Below are 20541 nucleotides of genomic sequence, written 5' to 3'. Positions count from 1 at the left end.
ATTATGAGCAGCACCGTCTATTTGGACACATGCTACGGCCCCGTGGCCGAGAGCGTCATGCAACGTGCAGAAAACATTCGTCTGCTCATTTGTGATGTTGATGGCGTGATGTCTGATGGTCTGATTTACATGGGTAACGATGGCGAAGAGCTGAAAGCATTCAACGTCCGTGATGGCTATGGTATCCGCTGCCTGATAACCTCGGGTATTGAAGTGGCTATCATTACGGGTCGCCGCGCCAAATTACTGGAAGACCGCGCCAACACCTTAGGCATTACCCACCTTTATCAAGGACAATCTGATAAACTGGTGGCTTACCATGAATTATTGCTAGCATTAAACTGCCAGCCTGAGCAGGTGGCGTATATTGGCGATGATCTGATTGATTGGCCTGTCATGGCACAAGTCGGGTTATCTGTCGCGGTGGCGGATGCCCATCCGTTACTTCTTCCCAAAGCACATTACGTGACGCAAATTAATGGCGGGCGCGGTGCAGTACGCGAGATATGTGATTTGATTTTATTGGCCCAGAATAAACTCGACGGTGCCAAAGGATTGTCGATATGAGTAAAACAAGGCTATGGATAACCCTAGCGCTGGCATTGATCGTTTTAGCTTTGATTGGTTGGAATATGTCCGGCTTTAATCAGCAAAGCACGCCAACGGCGGCAGATAATAATGAGCCATCGTCGCAAAGCCAGCATACGGTGACCGTGGTATTTAATCCGGTCGGGCAATTGAATTACAAATTAGTGGCAGAGGAAGTTCAGAACTTCAGCGCCCAAGAACTGACTTGGTTTACTAAACCGGTCATGACGATGTTTGATGAGAATGCCGTTGCCACTTGGACAGTTCGGGCAGACCGCGCCAAACTGACCAATGATAAAATGCTGTATTTGTATGGTCACGTTGAGGTCGATAGCCTAACACCAGATGCACAATTACAAAAAATTAGAACCGATAACGCCCAGGTTAATTTGATCACTCAGGATGTGTCCTCAGACGATGAAGTTACCCTTTTTGGTGTTGGATTCACGTCTAACGGTATGAAAATGCGTGGTAACTTGCGGGATAAAACCGCTGAGCTGATTGAAAAGGTTAAAACCTCTTATGAAATCCAAAAATAACATTCGCCTTCTTTTACTTGCCAGTTCACTTTTGGCCGCCAGCCTGCCAGCGCTGGCTTTAACGGGTGATACTGATCAACCTGTCAAGGTTGACTCCGCCAAGCAAGCGTTAGATATGGAGGCGAACACCGTCACCTTTACCGGCAACGTGGTTATCACGCAAGGCACCATTGAAATTAAGGCCGATAAAGTGGTTGTCACCCGCCCTGGCGGTGACCAGAGCAAAATGGTCATCGAAGGCTTCGGTAATCCTGTTACCTTCTACCAAATGCAAGACAGCGGTAAACCCGTCAAAGGCCACGGTCAAAAATTGCGCTATGAAGTCGCGAATGATTTTGTGGTGTTGACTGGCAATGCTTATCTGGAGCAACTTGATAGTAATATCAAAGGTGACCGCATTACTTATCTGGTGAAAAAACAGCAGATGGAAGCCTTCAGTGATAAAGGCAATCGCGTCACAACCGTATTATTACCGTCCCAATTACAAGACAAAGGGCCAGCAGCGTCAGGCCAAAAGAAGAGTAAGTAATCATTTATGGCAACATTAATCGCAGAAAAGCTGGCTAAGGCGTACAAAGGCCGTAAAGTGGTCGAAGACGTGAGCCTAAGTGTAAAGTCAGGTGAGATTGTGGGTCTGCTGGGGCCAAACGGCGCAGGTAAGACCACCACCTTTTATATGGTCGTCGGCATTGTCCAGCGTGACGCCGGGCGTATTGTGATTGATGATGAAGATATCAGCCTCTTGCCTCTCCATGAACGCGCCCGTCGCGGCATTGGCTATTTACCGCAAGAAGCCTCAATCTTCCGCCGTTTAAGTGTTTTTAATAACCTGATGGCGGTGTTAGAAATCCGTAAAGATCTCACGGCTGAACAGCGACAAGAACGCGCTGACGAGTTGATGGAAGAGTTCCATATCACGCATTTACGTGACAATCTGGGGCAATCACTGTCTGGTGGTGAGCGTCGTCGTGTCGAAATAGCCCGTGCGCTGGCAGCAAATCCTAAGTTTATTTTGCTGGATGAACCGTTCGCGGGTGTTGACCCCATTTCCGTTATCGATATTAAAAAAATTATTGAGCATCTGCGCGACAGTGGTCTGGGAGTTCTGATTACCGACCATAACGTGCGTGAAACGTTAGACGTTTGTGAGCGGGCTTATATTGTAAGCCAAGGCCACTTAATCGCTCATGGCACACCACAGGAAATTTTGGCTGACGAACAAGTCAAACGCGTGTATTTAGGTGAAGAGTTCCGTCTCTAATCATCTGCCAATGCTCGTAACAAGGCCGTTTCGCCAGCCATAAAGGAAAATTGATACCGCATTATGAAGCAAGGTTTGCAACTCAAGTTCAGCCAACAATTGGCAATGACTCCGCAGCTTCAACAGGCTATTCGTCTGTTGCAACTTTCTACACTTGAACTCCAGCAGGAGATTCAGTTAGCGCTGGAGAGCAACCCACTGCTTGAGCAAACTGACCCTCATGAAGAGGTAGACACCAAAGAAACGGTAGACAGTGAATCGCTTGATACTCGCGAAGCGCTGGAACAAGCCGATATGCCTGAAGAGTTACCTCTCGATGCCACTTGGGATGAGATTTATACCGCAGGTACGCCATCAGGCACAGGCAATGATTACAACGATGATGAGTTGCCCGTCTATCAAGGTGAAACCACCCAAACACTGCAAGACTATCTTATGTGGCAGGTGGATCTCACGCCCTTCTCTGAAACGGACGCAGCTATCGCGACCTCAATTGTCGATGCCGTTGATGAAACAGGCTATCTCACCGTTCCGCTGGAAGATATTCTGGAAAGTATGGGGGGCGAAGACATTGCACTGGACGAAGTCGAGGCCGTTCTCAAGCGGATCCAACACTTTGATCCTATCGGCGTGGCGGCGCGTAACCTGCGCGAATGTCTGTTAGTACAGCTCTCGCAATACGCTAAAGACACCCCCTATCTCGCCGAAGCGCGTCTGGTGATAAGCAATTATCTGGATTTGCTAGGCAACCATGATTTCCGGACAATGATCCGCTTAAGTCGGCTAAAAGAAGATACACTTAAGGGAGCGATAGCCCTGATCCAGTCACTGGATCCGCGCCCTGGTCAGTCGATCAATACAGGGGAGTCTGAGTATGTCATTCCCGATGTTTTGGTCCATAAAGACAAAGATAAATGGACGGTCGAGCTAAATGCCGATAGCATTCCACGCCTAAAAATTAATCAACACTATGCGGCAATGGGGAGCAATACCCGCAATGATAGCGACGGGCAATTTATCCGCAGCAATCTGCAAGAAGCAAAATGGTTGATAAAAAGCCTTGAAAGCCGCAATGAAACACTGCTCAAGGTTGCACGTTGCATCGTAGAACAGCAGGTCGACTTTTTTGAAAATGGGCCTGAATTTATGAAACCCATGGTACTGGCGGATATCGCACAGGCCGTCGATATGCATGAATCGACAATTTCTCGAGTGACGACGCAAAAGTTCCTGCACAGTCCCCGGGGGATTTTCGAGCTGAAATATTTCTTCTCCAGCCACGTCAATACTGAGAGCGGGGGCGAAGCCTCTTCGACAGCAATTCGTGCACTGGTGAAAAAATTGGTTGCGGCAGAAAACCCTGCCAAACCCCTTAGCGACAGTAAACTGACCACACTTTTGTGCGAACAAGGCATCATGGTGGCACGGCGTACCGTCGCGAAGTACCGAGAGTCGTTATCCATCCCGCCGTCAAATCAACGCAAACAGTTGGTTTGACCTGAACTGAGAAGGAAGACACTATGCAACTCAATATTACCGGACATCATGTCGAAATAACCGACGCATTACGCGAGTTTGTTACCACTAAATTTGCCAAACTTGAGCAATATTTTGATCGCATTAACCAGGTGTATGTGGTTTTAAGTGTCGAAAAAGTCAAACAAATCGCAGAAGCGACGGTACATGTGAATGGCGGCGAGTTGCACGCAAGTTCAGAGCAGGAAGACATGTACGCCGCCATTGATATTTTGGTTGATAAACTGGCGCGCCAGTTGAACAAGCATAAAGATAAATTGAAACAACATTAAGAATCCTAGCCGTTAGTCTACCTAACGGTGGTTCTACCCTCGCTACATAGCCTGATCCTACCGTTCATCCGTGGGATCAGGTTTAAAACAGCGCTTAAGTGAAAGATGAGATGACCAACGATCCAGCATTGCAATTAACCTCGGTATTAAATATCGAGTGCACCAAAAGCTCCGTACATTGCTCAAGCAAAAAACGGGCTTTGGAAATTATCAGCGAGTTAGCTGCCAAACAGCTTAACTTGCCTTCACAGGTCGTTTTCGATGCTGTATTGACCCGCGAACGTATGGGCAGTACAGGCATTGGCAGTGGCATCGCGATACCGCATGGCAAGCTGGAGGAAGACACACTGCGTGCAGTGGGCGTATTCCTCCGTTTGGAACAACCGATTGCCTTCGATGCTATTGATAATCAACCTGTTGATCTATTATTTGCCTTGTTGGTTCCGGCAGATCAATGTAAAACTCATTTACACACTTTATCTTTAGTGGCCAAGCGATTAGCTGATAAAACAGTATGTCGTCGCCTACGCGCAGCACAAAGTGATGACGAGCTTTATCAGATCATGACTGAATTACCGCCAGAGACAGCGTAATCAGTGCTATCTGTTTTCATTGTCGTGTTTTGCTCATATAGCCGGAATACAGCGTTCTAATGTATATCCAATAGACTTCAAGTTGTCGGAAAGCGCTCAACACACCGGCAACTCGAAAGATGATAGGTACAGAGACCAAGGGGAGTCACTCACATGGTGCTGATGATTGTCAGCGGCCGTTCCGGTTCAGGGAAGTCTGTTGCTTTGCGCGCATTGGAAGATATGGGCTTTTACTGTGTCGATAACTTGCCTGTGGTTCTACTACCACAATTGGCAAGCACGCTTGCCGATAGAAATATTTCTGCTGCGGTAAGTATAGACGTGCGCAATATGCCTGAATCACCCGAGGTATTCGAGCATGCCATGACCCAACTGCCAGACAGCTTTTCACCGCAGTTGCTCTTTTTAGATGCTGACCGCAATACCCTGATTCGTCGCTACAGTGATACCCGTCGTCTGCACCCGCTGTCGACTAAAAACCTATCATTAGAAAGTGCTATCGATGAAGAGAGTGATCTGCTGGAGCCTTTGCGCTCACGGGCGGATCTGATTATCGATACCTCAGAAATGTCAGTGCATGAGTTAGCTGAAATGCTACGTACCCGCCTGTTGGGTAAACGCGAGCGTGAGCTGACGATGGTGTTTGAGTCCTTTGGCTTTAAGCACGGTATCCCCATTGATGCTGATTACGTCTTCGACGTGCGTTTCTTACCAAACCCACATTGGGATCCGAAATTACGCCCAATGACTGGTCTGGATAAGCCTGTTATCTCCTTCCTTGATCGCCACACCGAAGTGCATAACTTTGTTTATCAGACACGCAGCTACTTAGAACAATGGCTGCCGATGCTAGAAACCAATAATCGCAGTTATCTCACGGTGGCCATTGGTTGTACTGGCGGTAAGCACCGCTCAGTCTATGTTGCTGAACAATTGGCTGATTATTTCCGTGCGCGTGGCAAGAATGTGCAATCACGTCACCGCACTCTGGAAAAACGTAAATAATGACCATCAAACAGACTGTTGAGATCAAGAACAAGTTGGGGATGCATGCCAGACCCGCGATGAAGTTGTTCGAATTGGTTCAGAGTTTTGATGCAGAAGTGATGTTACGTAATGACAGTGGGACCGAAGCTGAAGCCAGCAGTGTGATTGCACTGCTGATGCTAGATTCAGCCAAAGGCCGCCAGATTGAAGTCGAAGCGACCGGCCCTGATGAGATTCAAGCACTGGCTGCGGTGATTGAGTTGTTTAATTCGGGGTTTGATGAGGATTAAGTCGCACACGGGGTTAAGGATTGGATCTGGTTTGGTTGATAGTTGGTTTTGTGATCGGTTCGGTTGTTACAGCTCCAGTGTTCACCTTCCCTGTGATGAACCAACCGCCAAAGGGGCCATGAGCGTGGCCCCTTGTGGAATCCCGCGCTTCGCACGTATCGCTTGTCCACTGCGTGGATTCCCTCACTCATCGTTTCGGCTGACGGACCGCCGTGATTCGCTCCTGCTCAAGCACGGCTCGCTCGGCATCCATGCCTCGCGTCCTACCTTCACTCTTCATTCGGCAGCTCAAATGTGCTTTCAAACTTCAAGGTCAAAACCATGATTTTTTGGTCTTGGGTCTTGGGTCTTGGGTCTTGGGTTGTGAATTGTGGGTTTTGACGTTGAGCGCAATCAGAAAAATTGCCGACGAGGATGAAGGGTAGAGTGAGCGGCCATGGACGGCCGCGAAAAGCGCGATTGAGCATGGATGCGAATCGCGCTGGCTCGTTAGCCGAAAGACGTAGGAGGTTTACCCGTAGGGCAATATTTCGCGCAAAGGCGCGGGTGTTGGGCCGCCGCCCTGCGGCCCGACTCGGTTGAGGCGGAGGAGTTAAAGTGATCACCGAACGAATATCAACCGAAACTAGATCCGGTCCTCAACCGAAACCAGATCCGGTCCTCAACCGAACCGATCAGCGGTCATTCGCCCCTAGCCCCGAATATCAACAAAAAGTAATCGTTTGCTAATCATAAAAAATGCGGCTTTTACCCCTTGCAGAGAAAAACCACGCGAGTATAATTCGCCACAATTTGCCGGGAGATATGATGAAAAGCTGCTTAGATTTCGCACTACATCGTCATTTTGTTGAAGATGACCAGCCAACAGGCAGCCAACTGCCTTGGTCTCTCCCGTTGCTAAACCGATCCCGTAAGGCCCCTCATTGAGGGGCTTTTTTTTGTCTGCCAATCGGCACTGAATTTAACATTACTGCGTAAAAACTGATCATACCCAATCTGCCAATGAAAAGATAACGGGTATAAAAACACCAGGGTAGCCCACGACCACGGGCAGTCACACAGGAGAGCGAAAATGGCCAACCCGTTGTATCACAAGCACATCATCTCAATTAACGACTTATGTCGCGATGAACTGGAACTGGTATTGCGCACCGCCGCTAGCCTCAAAAGTCGTCCGCAACCTGAGCTGTTAAAACACAAAGTGATCGCCAGTTGCTTTTTCGAAGCTTCGACCCGCACCCGTTTGTCATTTGAAACCTCGATTCATCGGTTGGGTGCATCTGTGGTCGGTTTCTCTGACAGCAGCAACACCTCGCTGGGCAAAAAAGGCGAGACACTCGCCGACACTATGTCGGTTATCAGCACCTATGTCGATGCCATCGTGATGCGCCATCCACAGGAAGGCGCGGCCCGCTTGGCAGCACAGTTCTCCGGCAATGTCCCCGTGGTCAATGCAGGTGACGGGGCAAACCAACACCCAACGCAAACTCTGCTCGATTTATTCACCATTCAGGAAACCCAAGGGCGGCTGGATAACATCAATATCGCCATGGTCGGTGACCTAAAATATGGCCGCACCGTGCATTCACTGACACAAGCGCTGGCCAAATTCGATGGCAATCGCTTCTTCTTTATCGCCCCCGATGCACTGGCAATGCCTGCTTACATCCTGCAAATGCTGGATGAAAAAGGAATTGAATACAGCCTGCATGAAAGCATCGAAGAAGTGGTCGCCGATCTGGATATTCTCTACATGACTCGCGTACAAAAAGAGCGCCTTGATCCGTCAGAATATGCCAATGTCAAAGCGCAATTTGTTCTACGCGCGTCGGATTTGAATGGCGCACGCGATAATCTCAAAGTCCTGCATCCCCTGCCGCGGATTGATGAAATCACCACCGATGTCGATAAAACGCCTTATGCCTACTATTTCCAACAAGCAGGTAACGGGATTTTCGCACGTCAGGCGCTGCTGGCTCTGGTGTTAAACGCTGAATTGGCTCTTTGAGGGAGAATTGAACATGACTCAAGATTACAAACTACAGGTTGAAGCGATCAAATGCGGCACCGTGATTGACCATATTCCGGCGCAAATCGGGTTCAAATTATTGTCGCTGTTCAAACTGACCGCCACAGACCAACGTATCACTATCGGCTTAAATCTGCCTTCTAAGCGCTCAGGCCGTAAGGACCTGATTAAGATAGAAAATACCTTCCTAACCGAACAGCAAGCCAACCAATTGGCGATGTATGCGCCAGATGCCACCGTCAACCGCATCGATAACTACGAAGTAGTGAAGAAATTGACGCTGAGCCTGCCAGAGCGGATAGACGGCGTTCTCACCTGCCCAAACAGCAACTGCATTAGCCACAATGAACCCGTCGACTCCAGCTTCAAAGTGAAAGCTAGCCAGGGTGAAATCCACCTGAAATGTCAATATTGCGAGAAAGAGTTCGATCATCAGGTCGTGTTGCAAGCAGATTAAGCCCTGTAAACCAACAAAGAACGGTTAACCGGCAACGAACTGTTCACCGATTAAGCACTGTAAATGAATTAACACGGCAGCCCGCAGCAAACTGAGTTCGCGCCGGTTGCCGTTATTCATCCCAGCTTTATAATGGCAGAGATAATAATATCCCATTGATCTCATCAGGCCATTTACGTGCCTGTCAGCGAAAGATGAAGGGGACCTCTTTTCCGCATTACATAAATCAGGAGTCTACATGTCACGCATTATCAGCACTGAACAAGCCCCTGCCGCTATCGGCCCTTACGTCCAAGGCGTTGACCTTGGCAGCATGATCCTAACTTCCGGCCAGATCCCCGTTGATCCTAAAACCGGTCTAGTGGCCGACGATGTTTCAGCGCAAGCACGTCAGTCGCTAGAAAACGTCAAAGCCATCGTTGAAGCTGCGGGCCTGAAAGTTGCCGATATCGTGAAAACCACGGTATTCGTGAAAGATCTGAATGATTTCAGCACCGTTAATGCCACTTACGAAGCGTTCTTTAATGAGCACAATGCGCCATTCCCTGCGCGCTCTTGTGTTGAAGTCGCTCGTCTGCCAAAAGACGTCAAAATCGAAATCGAAGCTATCGCAGTACGTCGTTAATTCTGATGTCACTGCGAATACGGCTGGTCATTGCCAGCCGTTCTTGTTTTCAGGCGTCAATTTCGCCCCTCCTCTTTCCCGATGCGCTATCGCAGCCCATCGCCCTGTTGATGCCGTCATTTTCTGCCCATAAATAAAGCACCCTGCTCACCAGTTGCACCCTAATAGTGCTAAAGTTGTACTAACCCCCCTTATTTTGCCTATTTGACGAGCTGGCACAGTTTATGCCTGATCCCCACTACAGCCTGTTCTGTTAGCGAGGTGATAATGCTGAACATCGACCTTTCCGCATCACGATTTTTCGATGAAATGTTACTGGCGCAGGGACAACACCGCAGCCATTACGACGCCTACTGGCAATGGTTACAACAGGCCGATCAGCTAACGATTGCGCGCAAGCGTGAAGAAGCTGCACTGCTGTTTCATCGGGTGGGTATTACCTTTAACGTGTATGGCGACGATGACGGTGCGGAGCGGTTAATCCCGTTCGACAGCGTGCCGCGCATTATCCCCGCCAGTGAGTGGCAGATGTTAGATCGAGGCATTCGCCAACGTGTACAAGCGTTGAATGCGTTTCTCCATGATATTTACCACGATCAACATATCCTCAAAGCTGGGATCATTCCGGCCGAGCAAGTGCTCGCCAATGATCAATATCAGCCCTGCATGCAAGGGGTCAATCTGCACCAAAATATCTACGCACATATTATTGGCGTCGATATGGTTCGTAATAGTGACGGTCTCTATTATGTGCTGGAAGACAATCTGCGTACGCCATCCGGCGTCTCTTACATGCTGGAAAACCGCAAAATGATGATGCGGCTCTACCCAGAACTCTTTGCGGAACAACGCATAGCACCGGTGGAACGCTACCCTTCTCATCTGCTACAAACGCTGCGTGAAAGTACCCCCGTCAATGACCCTACCGTGGTGGTGTTGACCCCTGGTCGCTTTAACAGTGCCTACTTTGAGCACAGTTTTTTGGCGCAACAGATGGGGGTTGAGTTGGTGGAAAGCGCCGATCTATTCGTCAAAGAGGGCGCGGTCTTTATGCGGACGACTGCCGGCCCTTGCAAGATTGATGTTATCTATCGGCGAGTGGACGACGCCTTCCTCGACCCGCTGGCTTTCCGCCCTGACTCCATGTTGGGTGTTCCCGGATTGCTGTCCGTTTATCGTGCTGGGGGCGTGGTGTTGGCTAACGCCATTGGCACTGGCGTGGCAGATGATAAATCTATCTATCCCTATGTGCCGGATATGATCCGCTTTTACCTCGCAGAAGACCCTATTCTGGCGAATGTCCCCACCTGGCAATGTCGCCAACCGGCTGATCTCTCTTATGTATTGGCTAATTTGGATCAAATGGTAGTGAAGGAAGTGCATGGTGCAGGGGGCTACGGCATGTTGATCGGCCCAGCGGCCACACAAACAGAAATCGCCCAATTTCGCCAATTGCTGCTGGCGAAACCACAAAACTACATCGCGCAAGAAACTCTCGCGCTCTCGACCTGCCCCACTTTCGTCAATAACGGTCTTGCCCCCCGCCATATTGATTTGCGCCCTTTTGCCCTATCTGGGTCGGAAATTCGTTTGGTACCGGGTGGACTCACGCGCGTGGCATTGGCGGAAGGTTCTCTGGTGGTTAACTCCTCGCAAGGTGGCGGAACCAAAGACACTTGGGTATTGGAGGATGACGCATGCTAAGCCGAACAGCCAGTGAGCTTTATTGGATGGCCCGTTATCTTGAGCGCGCCGAGAACATCACCCGCGTATTGGATGTGACCAACCGGCTCTCGATGATGCCCACCAGCACCCGAGTGAATTTTGATTTACTGGTGCCGCTCAGCCTGAGTAACACCCAAGCGCTATTCTCTGAGCACTATCCGCAAGTTTCCATGACGCATTTGCTCAATTTTTTTGTCCTTGATAGCCATAACCCTAGCAGTATTTTCAGTTGCTTACAGATGGCTTGGAATAATGCCCATGCCGTGCGCGGTAGCCTGTCGTCCGAGGTTTGGGAAAGCATCAACGCCACTTGGATTGAGATGAAGCAGCTACGTCGGCAAGGTATCAGCGCCGCCGGTATTGATGCCTTTTTTGACTGGGTTAAAGAACGCTCACACCTGTTCCGTGGCGCGGTTTACGGCACGTTGCTGCGCAGCGATGCGCTCTATTTTATTCGCTTGGGTACCCTGATTGAACGGGCGGATAGCACGGCTCGCCTGCTGGATGTCAAAAACCAACTATTGGATAACGACGACGATCCGGTGCGCGAATACTACCGAATGGACACTTTGCTGCGAGCCGTGAGCGCACGCGAGGCTTACCACAGCTTGTACAAGCAGCAACTCAGCCGCGAAGCCATTGCGGAACTGCTGATTTTACGCAATGAAATTCCGCGCTCCCTACTCGCTTGCATCAATGACATGGAGCAACAACTGGAATTGATCGGCGGCAATCAAAGTAACCAACCACGGCGGTTAGTCAGTATCTTGCTCGCCGAACTGCGTTTTAGCAGTATCAATGATGTCATGGCCGATGGCCTACACGTCTATCTGATGGATTTTTTAGGCAAGATCAATGCGATAGCTGACAGCATTCGTCAAACCTATTTGGAGGTTCAATGAGACTGAATGTCGATCACAGCACCCATTATACTTACGCCCAACAGGTGCAGCACAGCACACAGTATCTCCGCCTGACGCCGCAAGACTCAGCCCACCAGCGAATCTTGTCTTGGCAACTGAGTTTGCCGGAAGAGGCCATTTGCACCACCGACGCTTTTGGTAACGTGCTTCATGTGCTGACACTGGATAAGCCGCATCAGGCCATTACCATTCAGGCTCAAGGCGTGGTCGAGATTGAAGATAACGTGGAAGATGATAGTGGTGATCACCTCTCGCCACTGGTGTTTCTTCGCCATAGCCCGCTGACGCAACCCGATGCGGCTATCCGTCAGTTTGCTGCTAGCCATTGTCAGGGCGTGACGCACGCAGATGCACAATTGGATTGCCTAACACGGATGATGGGGGAGCTATTAGCCAAAATGCCCTATAGCCCTGGCACCACCACGGTCCAAGACAGTGCGGCACAGGCTTTTGCTGCTCAACAAGGGGTATGCCAAGATCACACCCACGTCTTTCTGGCGTGTTGCCGCAGTTTAAATATTCCAGCCCGCTATGTAAGCGGCTATCTTTATACAGAATCCTCTAGTCATGTCGCGACCCATGCTTGGGCCGAAGTGTGGTTGGATGGGCACTGGCAAAGCTTTGATGTGACCAATAATACCTGCAAGCCGAATCAACATTTGAAATTGGCGGTGGGCATAGATTATCTGGATGCCTGCCCAGTACGAGGAATTCGTCGGGGTGGTGGTTATGAGGATATGCAGACCATTGCTGCCGTACACATGCTATCGAACCCGCGATCTGATATGTCGCAATAAAAGGAAACTGTTTTATGACCTACTGTGTGGCCATGCGGCTGGCGTCCGGGTTAGTGTTTGCCTCAGATTCCCGCACTAATGCTGGGGTGGATCATATTTCCACTTTTCGCAAACTGCATCTGTTCCAGCAAGAGGGCGAACGAACGCTGGTGGTGCAAAGTGCCGGCAATCTGGCGACCACACAGAGCATTATCAGTTTATTGCAGCGCCGCTGTCTGGACCCCGAACAAACCAACCTGATGAATGTACGTTCAATGTATGAAGCGGCCACGCTGTTAGGTGAAACCGTACGCGAGGTGATTAATCGGGACAGTGGCGTACAGCAAAACAGTGGTGGCACAGATTTTAGCTGTAACCTGTTGTTAGGCGGCCAGATTAAGGGTGAAGAGTTGCGGCTATTTCATATTTATCCGCAGGGAAACTTTATTGAAGCCACGCAAGATACACCTTATTTTCAGATTGGCGAAAGCAAGTACGGCAAGCCGATTATCGATCGTGTTTTGAGTTACGACACCACGCTGGATCAGGCGATGCAGTGCGCGTTGATTTCGATGGATTCCACGTTGCGCAGTAATTTATCGGTGGGATTGCCGTTGGATGTGATGATCTACCCACTGGGGAGTTTTAGTACGGATCAGCAATATCGAATTACGGAGGATCATCCGTATTTTATGATGATCCGTAAGGGGTGGGGGGAAGGGTTGGTGAGTATTTTTTCTCAGTTGCCGGTGTTGAAGTTGGGGGGGTGATGTTGGGTTTGGTTTCGGTTGAGGATTGGATCTGGTTTCGGTTGAGGGCTGGATCTGGTTTCGGTTGAGGATTGGATCTGGTTTCGGTTGAGGATTGGATCTGGTTTCGGTTGAGGATTGGATCTGGTTTCGGTTGATAGGCGTTCTGCGGTCACTTTAACCTCGTAGCCTCAACCGAGTCGGGCCGCAGGGCGGCGGCCCAACACCCGCGCCTTTGCGCGAAATATTGCCCTGCGGGTAAACCTCCTACGTCTTTCGGCTCACGAGCCAGCGCGATGGGCATCCTTGCCCAAACGCGCTTTTCGCGGGCGTCCTGCCCGCTCACTCTACCCTTCATCCTCGTCGGCAATTTTTCTGATTGCGCTCAACGTCAAAAGATACAAACCAAAAGCCAAAAAATCATGGTTTTGATTTTGAAGTTTAAAAGCACATTTGAGCTGCCGAGTGAAGAGAGCAGGCAAGGAAAACGGGCAGGACGCCCGTTTTAGGCGCCATGAGCAGGGATGCGAATAAAGCCGTCCGTCAGCCGAAACGATGAGTGAGGGAACCTGCGAAGCAGGCAAGCGATACGTGCGCAAGCGCGGGTTTCCAAAGGGGCCACGCTCATGGCCCATTTGGCGGTTGAGGCATCAGAGGTAAGGTGAACACTGAAGTAATAACAACCGAACCGATCACCAAACCAAACCAAACCAAACCAAGCAACCGGATCCACCTGCAAAGCAGCCAAGCAATCCGTGCGCAAGCGCGGGTTTCCAAAGGGGCCACGCTCATGACCCCCTTGGCGGTTGAGGCATCAAAGCCAAGGTGAACGCCAATTTCATAACAACCGAACCGATCACCAAACTACTGAACCACTAAACCTAATAACTAACGCAACAAAGACAACACATTCTGAGGAACCTGATTTGCCTGCGCTAAGACGGTAGTCCCTGCGGATTGCAAAATATTCGCTCGACTCATATTAGAAACTTCAGAAGCAAAGTCCGCATCCATGATCCGAGAACGCGATTCAGATAGGTTAGTCACGGTGTTATCGAGATTACTGATAACTGAAGAAAAACGGTTTTGTGAAGCACCTAAGCTGGAACGTAAGGTATCTACCTGAGCTAACGCTTCATCGACCGTTTTCAGTAGACCCTCACTCACACTGTCGCCAAATTTGGCGACTTCATCGCTTGTGGCCGTAGCGGCAGTAAACGCCATTGAAGCGGGGACTACGGGTGGCCCTGCTACTTCAGGTGTTACAGCTACCGTCGCTGCTGTTACCTTGCCGTCGTCATCAACCCCAACAAATGCTGTTTCACCGTTTTCTTTGGTATAGGAAAACATTTGGCCGGTATTACCCGCGCCAAATAGCGCGGTCTCAAGCTTAGTGACATCCGCGGCAGCCATTGCCATGTCATTGCCGCTGGCATCTTTAACAACCACGCCATCGCTTGGTGTAGTAATAGTCCCAAATTTATCGTCATTGCCGAAAGATAATACATCAAAGCCAGTCATACCCAGCGTTTCAGTATTCATCTGACTCAGGTTGATGTTAATGGTCTGCCCATCATTCGCGCCAACCTGAATACTCAGACTCTGATCTGTACTCAGCACTTTCACACCGTTGAACTCAGTTTGTTCGGATATGCGGTTGATCTCCGCTAGGCGTTGGTTGATTTCATCTTGGATGGACTGGCGATCAGATTCAGAGTTGGTGCCATTGGCAGCCTGAACGGTCAGACGACGAATATTTTGTAAGTTATCATTGATTTCGTTCAATGCGCCTTCCGTCGTCTGCGCCAAAGAGATACCGTCGTTAGCGTTACGAGATGCCTGACTCAGACCATTAATGTTGCTGGTAAAACGGTTGCTGATTGCCTGACCTGCAGCATCGTCCTTCGCACTGTTAATTCGCAGGCCTGAAGACAGGCGTTCAATAGAAGTACCCAATGCAGACTGAGACTTATTCAGGTTATTCTGAGCAACTAAACTCATGGCGTTAGTATTAATAACTTGTGACATATCCTTTTCCTTTTTTGATATTTAATGACAGTAACGATAGAGGATATCGCTACTATTAATATCGGTATTGGAGAAAAAACATGAACACATAAAAGAAAAAAGTGATCATTATCAGCCTCTTACAATTACCTCACCAAAATTACTTTTTTTATTCATTTTATGATTCATATACTTATTTAATTGATCGTTTTCAATAGGTTATATTAGTGTAATTATTTAATTCAAGGTCACGATTAGTGATTTGAATTTCAATAAACTCAATCCTATCCATTTAATTACTGTCATTTATGTCGCCTTATTAACCAAATAGATTTAGCTCCTCCATGCCATATTTAGGAAATAAGTTGGTTAGGAAATAAGTTGGTCATCGAGTGAATGAATATCAATCAGAACCAGATCCGGTATTCAACCGAATCCAGTTCCAATCCAAAATCTACTCAGTTCAGCCCTCTCCCCGAATCCAAAACACGCCCTCATAAGCCCGCAGCATTAACTTCTGCGGCTGGAAAGCACTCTCGCCATAACTGCTCATTAATAGCTGCCAATGGCCATCCAACTCGACCCCTTCAGGCTCCCATGCTTGCGGCTTATCACTCAAATTGGCCACGACCAATAACTGCTGACCTTGCCAACGGCGTAAATAACACCACAAATCAGGGTGCTGTGGACAAAGATCCCGATAGTCACCCAACGTGAACACATGATGTTGCTTACGTAATGCGATTAAATGCTGATAGGCGTAAAACACTGAATCAGGATCTGCCAATGCCGCAACAACGTTAATCTCATCACGGTGATCCGTTCGAATATCGCTGTTATTCGCTCGAGTATAATTACTACAAGGCTCGATCCACGGTGTGCCTTGGGTAAAACCAGCATGGAGAGTGTGATCCCATTGCATTGGTGTTCGACCATTATCGCGGGATTTCGCGGCCAGAATCGCCAATAACTCGTCAGGATCGCGCCCTTCGGCACTCAGCTCACGATACATATTCAAGCTTTCGACATCACGATATTGGTTAATCGAGGTGAAGTTAGGATTGGTCATCCCAATCTCTTCGCCTTGGTAAATATAAGGCGTACCCTGCATGCCATGCAGCACCATCGCGAGCATCTTGGCGGACGGTAGGCGCAATGCCCCTTCATCACCAAAGCGCGACACAATGCGTGGTTGGTCATGGTTACACCAGAACAAGGCGTTCCATGCTCGGTTATGCATCCCCTGCTGCCATTGGTTAAAGATATGCTTCAACTCAACGCGATCCGGTGGCATCAACGACCACTTCTCACCGTTGAGATAATCCACTTTCAGGTGATGAAAATTAAACGTCATCGACAGTTCATCCCCCCCTAAAGCCGCATAACGCTGGCAATGTTCAAGGCGGGTGGAAGACATTTCACCGACCGTCATCAAGCCTCGAGGCTGAAAGACATCACGACTCATTTCTTGTAAAAATTCGTGGATACGGGGGCCATCAGTATAAAAGCGGCGGCCATCACCCTCGAAATCATTGGGGAAGTCCTGCTGTTTAGACACCAAGTTGATCACGTCTAATCGCAGGCCATCGACGCCAATATCCGCCCAGAACTCGCATACTTTTTTCAGTTCATCACGTACCGGCTGATGTTCCCAGTTCAAGTCAGCTTGTTCAGTCGCGAACAGATGCAGGTAGTACTGGCCGCTGTCGGCATGCCATTGCCAAGCGTTGCCGCCGAATTTCGAACGCCAATTATTGGGTAAGCTATCGCCTTCACCATCGCGCCAGATGTAAAACTGGCGATAAGGGCTACTCGGCTCCTGCGAGGCTTTAAACCAAGCGTGCTCAGTCGAAGTGTGGTTAAACACCATGTCCATGACGATACGGATGCCACGCTGATGGGCTTGCGTCACCAGATGCTTGAAATCATCCAATGTGCCGTAAGCGGGATCAATGGCGCAGTAATCAGCAACGTCATAACCATTATCCACTTGCGGCGAGACATACACGGGTGTCAGCCAAATCGCATCAACACCTAGCTTTTGCAAGTAGTCCAAACGCTGCGTCACACCCGCCAGATCGCCGTAGCCATTACCGGTACTGTCCTGAAAACTCTTCGGGTAAATCTGATAAATGACGCCGTTTTGCCACCAAGGGATAGGATTATTCATAGCAGACTCTTTATTCATAGAAAAACAGAAAAAGGGAAAACAACGCCGCCAGTGGATGACCACTCACGGCGTTTCATGACTCAGACCGGCAGTTCGCCACGACTCTCTTTACGCTTATAAACCATAATCGTCAGTATCAATGGCACCACAACCGCCACGAGCATTGCCAAGGCGTAGATACCCCAGAATTGCGGCTGAATGGATAAAATCCCCGGTAAACCGCCGACACCAATGCCATTCGCCATCACGCCTGTTAACCCGCAAATCAGGCCCGCCAAGGCCGAGCCAATCATGGCGCACAGCATGGGGAAGCGATACTTCAAGTTGATACCGTACATCGCCGGTTCGGTCACACCGAGATAGGCTGAAATAGCTGCCGGTACTGAAATCTCACGCTCATTAATCTTACGGCTAATGATGATAATGCCCAGAACCGCAGATGCCTGCGCGATGTTAGACAGCGCAATCAGTGGCCAGACAGGGGTGCCACCCATGCTCTGAATCATCTGCATATCAATGGCTAACGTCGTTTGGTGCACACCAGTGATGACTAGCGGCGCATACAGGAAGCCAAACAGCGCTGCCCCAATCGGTGCGAAGCTACCCGTCATCACCCCTTTCACACCCCATGCCACCCCATCACCAATCATGCGGCCAAATGGCCCGATCAACGTATGGGCAAGGAACACCGCTAACAGTAATGAAACCACTGGCACCACAACCAAGTACAGATAAGCGGGGATGATTTTCTTCAGGTTAGTTTCAATCCAGCCCAATGCCAAACCTGCCAGAATTGAAGGGATGACTTGCGCTTGATAGCCCACTTTCTCAATGGTGAACCAACCGAAATTCCAGACTTCAGGAATTTGTTGGCCCAACAGATAAGAATTCATGAGTTGCGGCGAAACCAAGGTGATACCCAGCACAATCCCCAAGACTGGCGTGCCACCCATTTTCTTCACCGTGGACCAACAGATAGCCACTGGCAGATAGAAGAAGATGGCTTCGCCCAGTAACCAGAGGAAGTCATAAATGGTTTTCCACGCGGGATACATCTGCGCCAGCGTTTTGCCGTCTGTCATCGGGATATCACCGATCACGTTACGGAAACCGAGGATCAACCCCCCGCTGATCAGGGCTGGTAACAGCGGGAAGAAGATCTCAGCAAAGTGAGAAATGCCTCGCTCAAACCACGTCATATTCTGGCGCGCCGCCAGTTTGGTCTGCTCTTTGTCCGCTTCATTCTGACCAATCTTGGCGATCAATGCTTGGTAGTAATCATCGACTTCCGGCCCGATAACGACTTGAAATTGGCCCGCATTGGTGAAACAGCCTTTGACCATTGATAAGTTTTCAATCTCTTTTGGCGAGGCTTTCGATGGGTCATTTAACACAAAACGTAGTCGAGTAATACAGTGGCTGACGGTGGCAATATTCTCTCTGCCTCCCACCAGTACGATCAATTGATCGATGTCTTGTTGTTTGACTTTGCTCATTTCAACGTACCTTTCGTAAAGGTGGGATAGCAGGCTAAGTTGTCTGTTCTTTTAATCGCTCAGGACTCACTTGAATAAAAAACGTGAAATGGTTGTTGGCATGAAAAACGTCGCCGGTACTAAAACCATAGCCGATTAAATATTCAACTGACTAAAGATTAGCTATGTATTCATTTTTATTAAATGGGAACGTTCCCAACTTGGGTTGAAGATCACAGATTGGCCACTTTTTGTGGTAAAGGCACAGTGAAGCATCCGCGTTGGGTTGCCGAGCGATCCCACCACACAAGATAGGATCCCGGTAAGAAAAATGGGCGTCAGGCTAGCTGACCGGGAATAATAATCTGTTGAATGGGCTGCTGATGACTCAGTTGGCCGAGGAGTTGTTGTGCCGCTTTGGTGCCAGCAGTGCCGTACCCCAACTCAACTGATAGCGTGTTGGGGAACAGAAAGTGCAGCAGTGGTGTATTGCCGATGCCACAGACCTGAATATGTTGCAGGCTCTGTTGCTGTAAATACTTACTCACGCCCATGGCGATGGTATCTGACGCACACACCAGCGCCGACGTATCCGGCTTGATGACCTGTGGAGCCAGTTGGAAGCCACTCTGGTAGCTCAACTCCCCCAGTGCGACCGTGGGTATCAAGCCATGCTGCTGGCTGTAATCGAGATAAGATTGATGGCGTCGCATACCGGTGGTGGCATCCGAAGGTTGTACGCCGATATAGCTGATATGACGATGCCCAGCGTGGCGTAGCTTATCCATCAACAAGCGCACAGCGCCTTCGTCGTCATAGCAAACCGAAGAGTAACCCTCGTATTCCCGCGCCAATACCACCATTTTTTCCTGCCACGGTGAGAGCATCTCTGCGGTTAGCCCCGTAAAACCAAACAGGATCACCCCATCCACATGACGTTGTTGAAGCACATGTAGATGCTCGCTGACCAATGTGGGATCAAACTGGCTTTCCATCAAGATAGGGTCATACCCTTGTTGATAGAACAGTGGCAGCATGGTTCGCACCGCCTGATTTTCAGACGGCGAATCTAAACGGGAGACGATAATCCCCACCACTTTATCACTCTGCCCTCGCATCGCTCGGGCTGATTTTGATGGCGTGAAACCTTGCTGGCGAATCACGGCTTCAACCCGCTCACGCGTCTGTGGGCTGACACTGCCTTCGTTATTCAATACCCGTGAGACTGTGGATTTTCCAACTCCACTCATGCGGGCAATGTCCTTAATGGTCAAGCGGTTTTGCATGGTTTACCTAATGTTTAGGTTTAGAAACATATAATAAACTGATTATTTATATTTGCTGGTATTGAGGGAAGCATAGCATGCGTAGAACTAGACTCAACGCATGATATCCCCATGATCGGCGGCCTGTAGCCACCCTAACGGACTCCCCCTCCGCTAGGGTGTTTTTTGCCGTATCGAAAATAGTGATGCCGTTTAGTATCTGTCTAACTGTTCGAGCTCCCGCATCATGCTCAAACAAAACGTTTCTTCTCTG

21 protein-coding genes are annotated in these 20541 nt (G+C 49.3%); 16 read left to right on the top strand and 5 right to left on the bottom strand.

The window, feature by feature from the left end; all coding sequences use genetic code 11:
- Positions 1-3 precede the first annotated feature (3 nt).
- The 16 genes from kdsC to BN68_RS17225 all read left to right on the top strand — a co-directional run bounded on the left by kdsC (position 4) and on the right by BN68_RS17225 (position 13371).
- Positions 4-567 carry a 3-deoxy-manno-octulosonate-8-phosphatase KdsC gene (kdsC, locus tag BN68_RS17305; RefSeq protein WP_019212431.1) on the top strand — a complete coding sequence of 188 codons (564 nt, stop codon included), beginning with the start codon at positions 4-6 and terminating at the stop codon, positions 565-567.
- Positions 564-1127, top strand: coding sequence for an LPS export ABC transporter periplasmic protein LptC (gene lptC / locus BN68_RS17300; RefSeq protein ID WP_019212430.1), 564 nt, complete (start codon positions 564-566; stop codon positions 1125-1127). The genes kdsC and lptC overlap by 4 nt, the downstream gene beginning before the upstream one ends.
- Complete coding sequence (lptA, locus tag BN68_RS17295) at positions 1111-1656, top strand: lipopolysaccharide ABC transporter substrate-binding protein LptA (RefSeq protein ID WP_019212429.1); 546 nt, start codon at positions 1111-1113, stop codon at positions 1654-1656. Before lptC ends, lptA begins: the two co-directional genes overlap by 17 nt.
- Before the next feature lie 6 nt (positions 1657-1662).
- The gene (gene lptB, locus BN68_RS17290; protein WP_019212428.1) at positions 1663-2388 is read left to right on the top strand and encodes an LPS export ABC transporter ATP-binding protein; all 726 of its coding nucleotides are present in this window, start codon (positions 1663-1665) and stop codon (positions 2386-2388) included.
- 63 nt (positions 2389-2451) lie between these two features.
- Positions 2452-3885 carry an RNA polymerase factor sigma-54 gene (gene rpoN, locus BN68_RS17285; protein ID WP_019212427.1) on the top strand — a complete coding sequence of 478 codons (1434 nt, stop codon included), beginning with the start codon at positions 2452-2454 and terminating at the stop codon, positions 3883-3885.
- Between the two features lie 23 nt (positions 3886-3908).
- Positions 3909-4196, top strand: coding sequence for a ribosome hibernation promoting factor (gene hpf, locus BN68_RS17280; protein ID WP_005162480.1), 288 nt, complete (start codon positions 3909-3911; stop codon positions 4194-4196).
- Positions 4197-4306: 110 nt separating this feature from the next.
- Complete coding sequence (gene ptsN, locus BN68_RS17275) at positions 4307-4789, top strand: PTS IIA-like nitrogen regulatory protein PtsN (RefSeq protein ID WP_019212426.1); 483 nt, start codon at positions 4307-4309, stop codon at positions 4787-4789.
- A 153-nt stretch (positions 4790-4942) separates the two neighbouring features.
- Complete coding sequence (gene rapZ, locus BN68_RS17270; protein WP_019212425.1) at positions 4943-5794, top strand: RNase adapter RapZ; 852 nt, start codon at positions 4943-4945, stop codon at positions 5792-5794.
- Positions 5794-6066 carry a PTS phosphocarrier protein NPr gene (npr, locus tag BN68_RS17265; RefSeq protein ID WP_019212424.1) on the top strand — a complete coding sequence of 91 codons (273 nt, stop codon included), beginning with the start codon at positions 5794-5796 and terminating at the stop codon, positions 6064-6066. Before rapZ ends, npr begins: the two co-directional genes overlap by 1 nt.
- 1072 nt (positions 6067-7138) lie before the next feature.
- Positions 7139-8074 (top strand): aspartate carbamoyltransferase, encoded by a 936-nt coding sequence (gene pyrB, locus BN68_RS17255; RefSeq protein ID WP_019212422.1) that lies wholly within the window; start codon positions 7139-7141, stop codon positions 8072-8074.
- Positions 8075-8087: 13 nt separating this feature from the next.
- The gene (gene pyrI, locus BN68_RS17250; RefSeq protein WP_019212421.1) at positions 8088-8552 is read left to right on the top strand and encodes an aspartate carbamoyltransferase regulatory subunit; all 465 of its coding nucleotides are present in this window, start codon (positions 8088-8090) and stop codon (positions 8550-8552) included.
- Between the two features lie 238 nt (positions 8553-8790).
- Entirely contained in the window at positions 8791-9177 is a 387-nt protein-coding gene (ridA, locus tag BN68_RS17245) for a 2-iminobutanoate/2-iminopropanoate deaminase (protein ID WP_019212419.1), read from the top strand.
- Positions 9178-9444: 267 nt separating this feature from the next.
- Positions 9445-10881 carry a circularly permuted type 2 ATP-grasp protein gene (locus BN68_RS17240; RefSeq protein ID WP_019212418.1) on the top strand — a complete coding sequence of 479 codons (1437 nt, stop codon included), beginning with the start codon at positions 9445-9447 and terminating at the stop codon, positions 10879-10881.
- Complete coding sequence (locus BN68_RS17235) at positions 10875-11804, top strand: alpha-E domain-containing protein (protein ID WP_019212417.1); 930 nt, start codon at positions 10875-10877, stop codon at positions 11802-11804. The genes BN68_RS17240 and BN68_RS17235 overlap by 7 nt, the downstream gene beginning before the upstream one ends.
- A complete protein-coding gene (locus BN68_RS17230) occupies positions 11801-12622 on the top strand; it encodes a transglutaminase family protein (RefSeq protein ID WP_019212416.1) in 822 nt (273 codons plus the stop codon). The genes BN68_RS17235 and BN68_RS17230 overlap by 4 nt, the downstream gene beginning before the upstream one ends.
- A 14-nt stretch (positions 12623-12636) precedes the next feature.
- Positions 12637-13371 (top strand): proteasome-type protease, encoded by a 735-nt coding sequence (locus BN68_RS17225; RefSeq protein WP_019212415.1) that lies wholly within the window; start codon positions 12637-12639, stop codon positions 13369-13371.
- A 484-nt stretch (positions 13372-13855) separates the two neighbouring features.
- Here BN68_RS17225 and BN68_RS24170 read toward each other — a convergent pair whose 3' ends face one another.
- The 5 genes from BN68_RS24170 to treR all read right to left on the bottom strand — a co-directional run bounded on the left by BN68_RS24170 (position 13856) and on the right by treR (position 20288).
- The gene (locus BN68_RS24170; RefSeq protein ID WP_019212413.1) at positions 13856-14113 is read right to left on the bottom strand and encodes a hypothetical protein; all 258 of its coding nucleotides are present in this window, start codon (positions 14111-14113) and stop codon (positions 13856-13858) included.
- A gap of 125 nt (positions 14114-14238) precedes the next feature.
- On the bottom strand, positions 14239-15378 hold the full coding sequence (locus BN68_RS17210; RefSeq protein WP_019212412.1) for a FliC/FljB family flagellin: 1140 nt from the start codon (positions 15376-15378) through the stop codon (positions 14239-14241).
- Between the two features lie 442 nt (positions 15379-15820).
- The gene (treC, locus tag BN68_RS17205; RefSeq protein WP_019212411.1) at positions 15821-17527 is read right to left on the bottom strand and encodes an alpha,alpha-phosphotrehalase; all 1707 of its coding nucleotides are present in this window, start codon (positions 17525-17527) and stop codon (positions 15821-15823) included.
- 80 nt (positions 17528-17607) lie between these two features.
- Positions 17608-19023 carry a PTS trehalose transporter subunit IIBC gene (treB, locus tag BN68_RS17200; protein ID WP_019212410.1) on the bottom strand — a complete coding sequence of 472 codons (1416 nt, stop codon included), beginning with the start codon at positions 19021-19023 and terminating at the stop codon, positions 17608-17610.
- A gap of 317 nt (positions 19024-19340) precedes the next feature.
- Complete coding sequence (treR, locus tag BN68_RS17195) at positions 19341-20288, bottom strand: trehalose operon repressor TreR (protein ID WP_019212409.1); 948 nt, start codon at positions 20286-20288, stop codon at positions 19341-19343.
- Positions 20289-20541 lie beyond the last annotated feature (253 nt).

Source organism: Yersinia massiliensis CCUG 53443, from assembly GCF_000312485.1.
Classification (GTDB): Bacteria; Pseudomonadota; Gammaproteobacteria; order Enterobacterales; family Enterobacteriaceae; genus Yersinia; species Yersinia massiliensis.
This window is presented reverse-complemented; position numbering and strand designations above follow the sequence as displayed.

Bases quoted from the DNA above. Each gene is read 5' to 3' on its own strand.
- kdsC (WP_019212431.1), top strand. From the start codon at position 4: ATGAGCAGCACCGTCTATTTGGACACATGCTACGGCCCCGTGGCCGAG.
- lptC (WP_019212430.1), top strand. From the start codon at position 564: ATGAGTAAAACAAGGCTATGGATAACCCTAGCGCTGGCATTGATCGTT.
- lptA (WP_019212429.1), top strand. From the start codon at position 1,111: ATGAAATCCAAAAATAACATTCGCCTTCTTTTACTTGCCAGTTCACTT.
- lptB (WP_019212428.1), top strand. From the start codon at position 1,663: ATGGCAACATTAATCGCAGAAAAGCTGGCTAAGGCGTACAAAGGCCGT.
- rpoN (WP_019212427.1), top strand. From the start codon at position 2,452: ATGAAGCAAGGTTTGCAACTCAAGTTCAGCCAACAATTGGCAATGACT.
- hpf (WP_005162480.1), top strand. From the start codon at position 3,909: ATGCAACTCAATATTACCGGACATCATGTCGAAATAACCGACGCATTA.
- ptsN (WP_019212426.1), top strand. From the start codon at position 4,307: ATGACCAACGATCCAGCATTGCAATTAACCTCGGTATTAAATATCGAG.
- rapZ (WP_019212425.1), top strand. From the start codon at position 4,943: ATGGTGCTGATGATTGTCAGCGGCCGTTCCGGTTCAGGGAAGTCTGTT.
- npr (WP_019212424.1), top strand. From the start codon at position 5,794: ATGACCATCAAACAGACTGTTGAGATCAAGAACAAGTTGGGGATGCAT.
- pyrB (WP_019212422.1), top strand. From the start codon at position 7,139: ATGGCCAACCCGTTGTATCACAAGCACATCATCTCAATTAACGACTTA.
- pyrI (WP_019212421.1), top strand. From the start codon at position 8,088: ATGACTCAAGATTACAAACTACAGGTTGAAGCGATCAAATGCGGCACC.
- ridA (WP_019212419.1), top strand. From the start codon at position 8,791: ATGTCACGCATTATCAGCACTGAACAAGCCCCTGCCGCTATCGGCCCT.
- BN68_RS17240 (WP_019212418.1), top strand. From the start codon at position 9,445: ATGCTGAACATCGACCTTTCCGCATCACGATTTTTCGATGAAATGTTA.
- BN68_RS17235 (WP_019212417.1), top strand. From the start codon at position 10,875: ATGCTAAGCCGAACAGCCAGTGAGCTTTATTGGATGGCCCGTTATCTT.
- BN68_RS17230 (WP_019212416.1), top strand. From the start codon at position 11,801: ATGAGACTGAATGTCGATCACAGCACCCATTATACTTACGCCCAACAG.
- BN68_RS17225 (WP_019212415.1), top strand. From the start codon at position 12,637: ATGACCTACTGTGTGGCCATGCGGCTGGCGTCCGGGTTAGTGTTTGCC.
- BN68_RS17210 (WP_019212412.1), bottom strand. From the start codon at position 15,378: ATGTCACAAGTTATTAATACTAACGCCATGAGTTTAGTTGCTCAGAAT.
- treC (WP_019212411.1), bottom strand. From the start codon at position 17,527: ATGAATAATCCTATCCCTTGGTGGCAAAACGGCGTCATTTATCAGATT.
- treB (WP_019212410.1), bottom strand. From the start codon at position 19,023: ATGAGCAAAGTCAAACAACAAGACATCGATCAATTGATCGTACTGGTG.
- treR (WP_019212409.1), bottom strand. From the start codon at position 20,288: ATGCAAAACCGCTTGACCATTAAGGACATTGCCCGCATGAGTGGAGTT.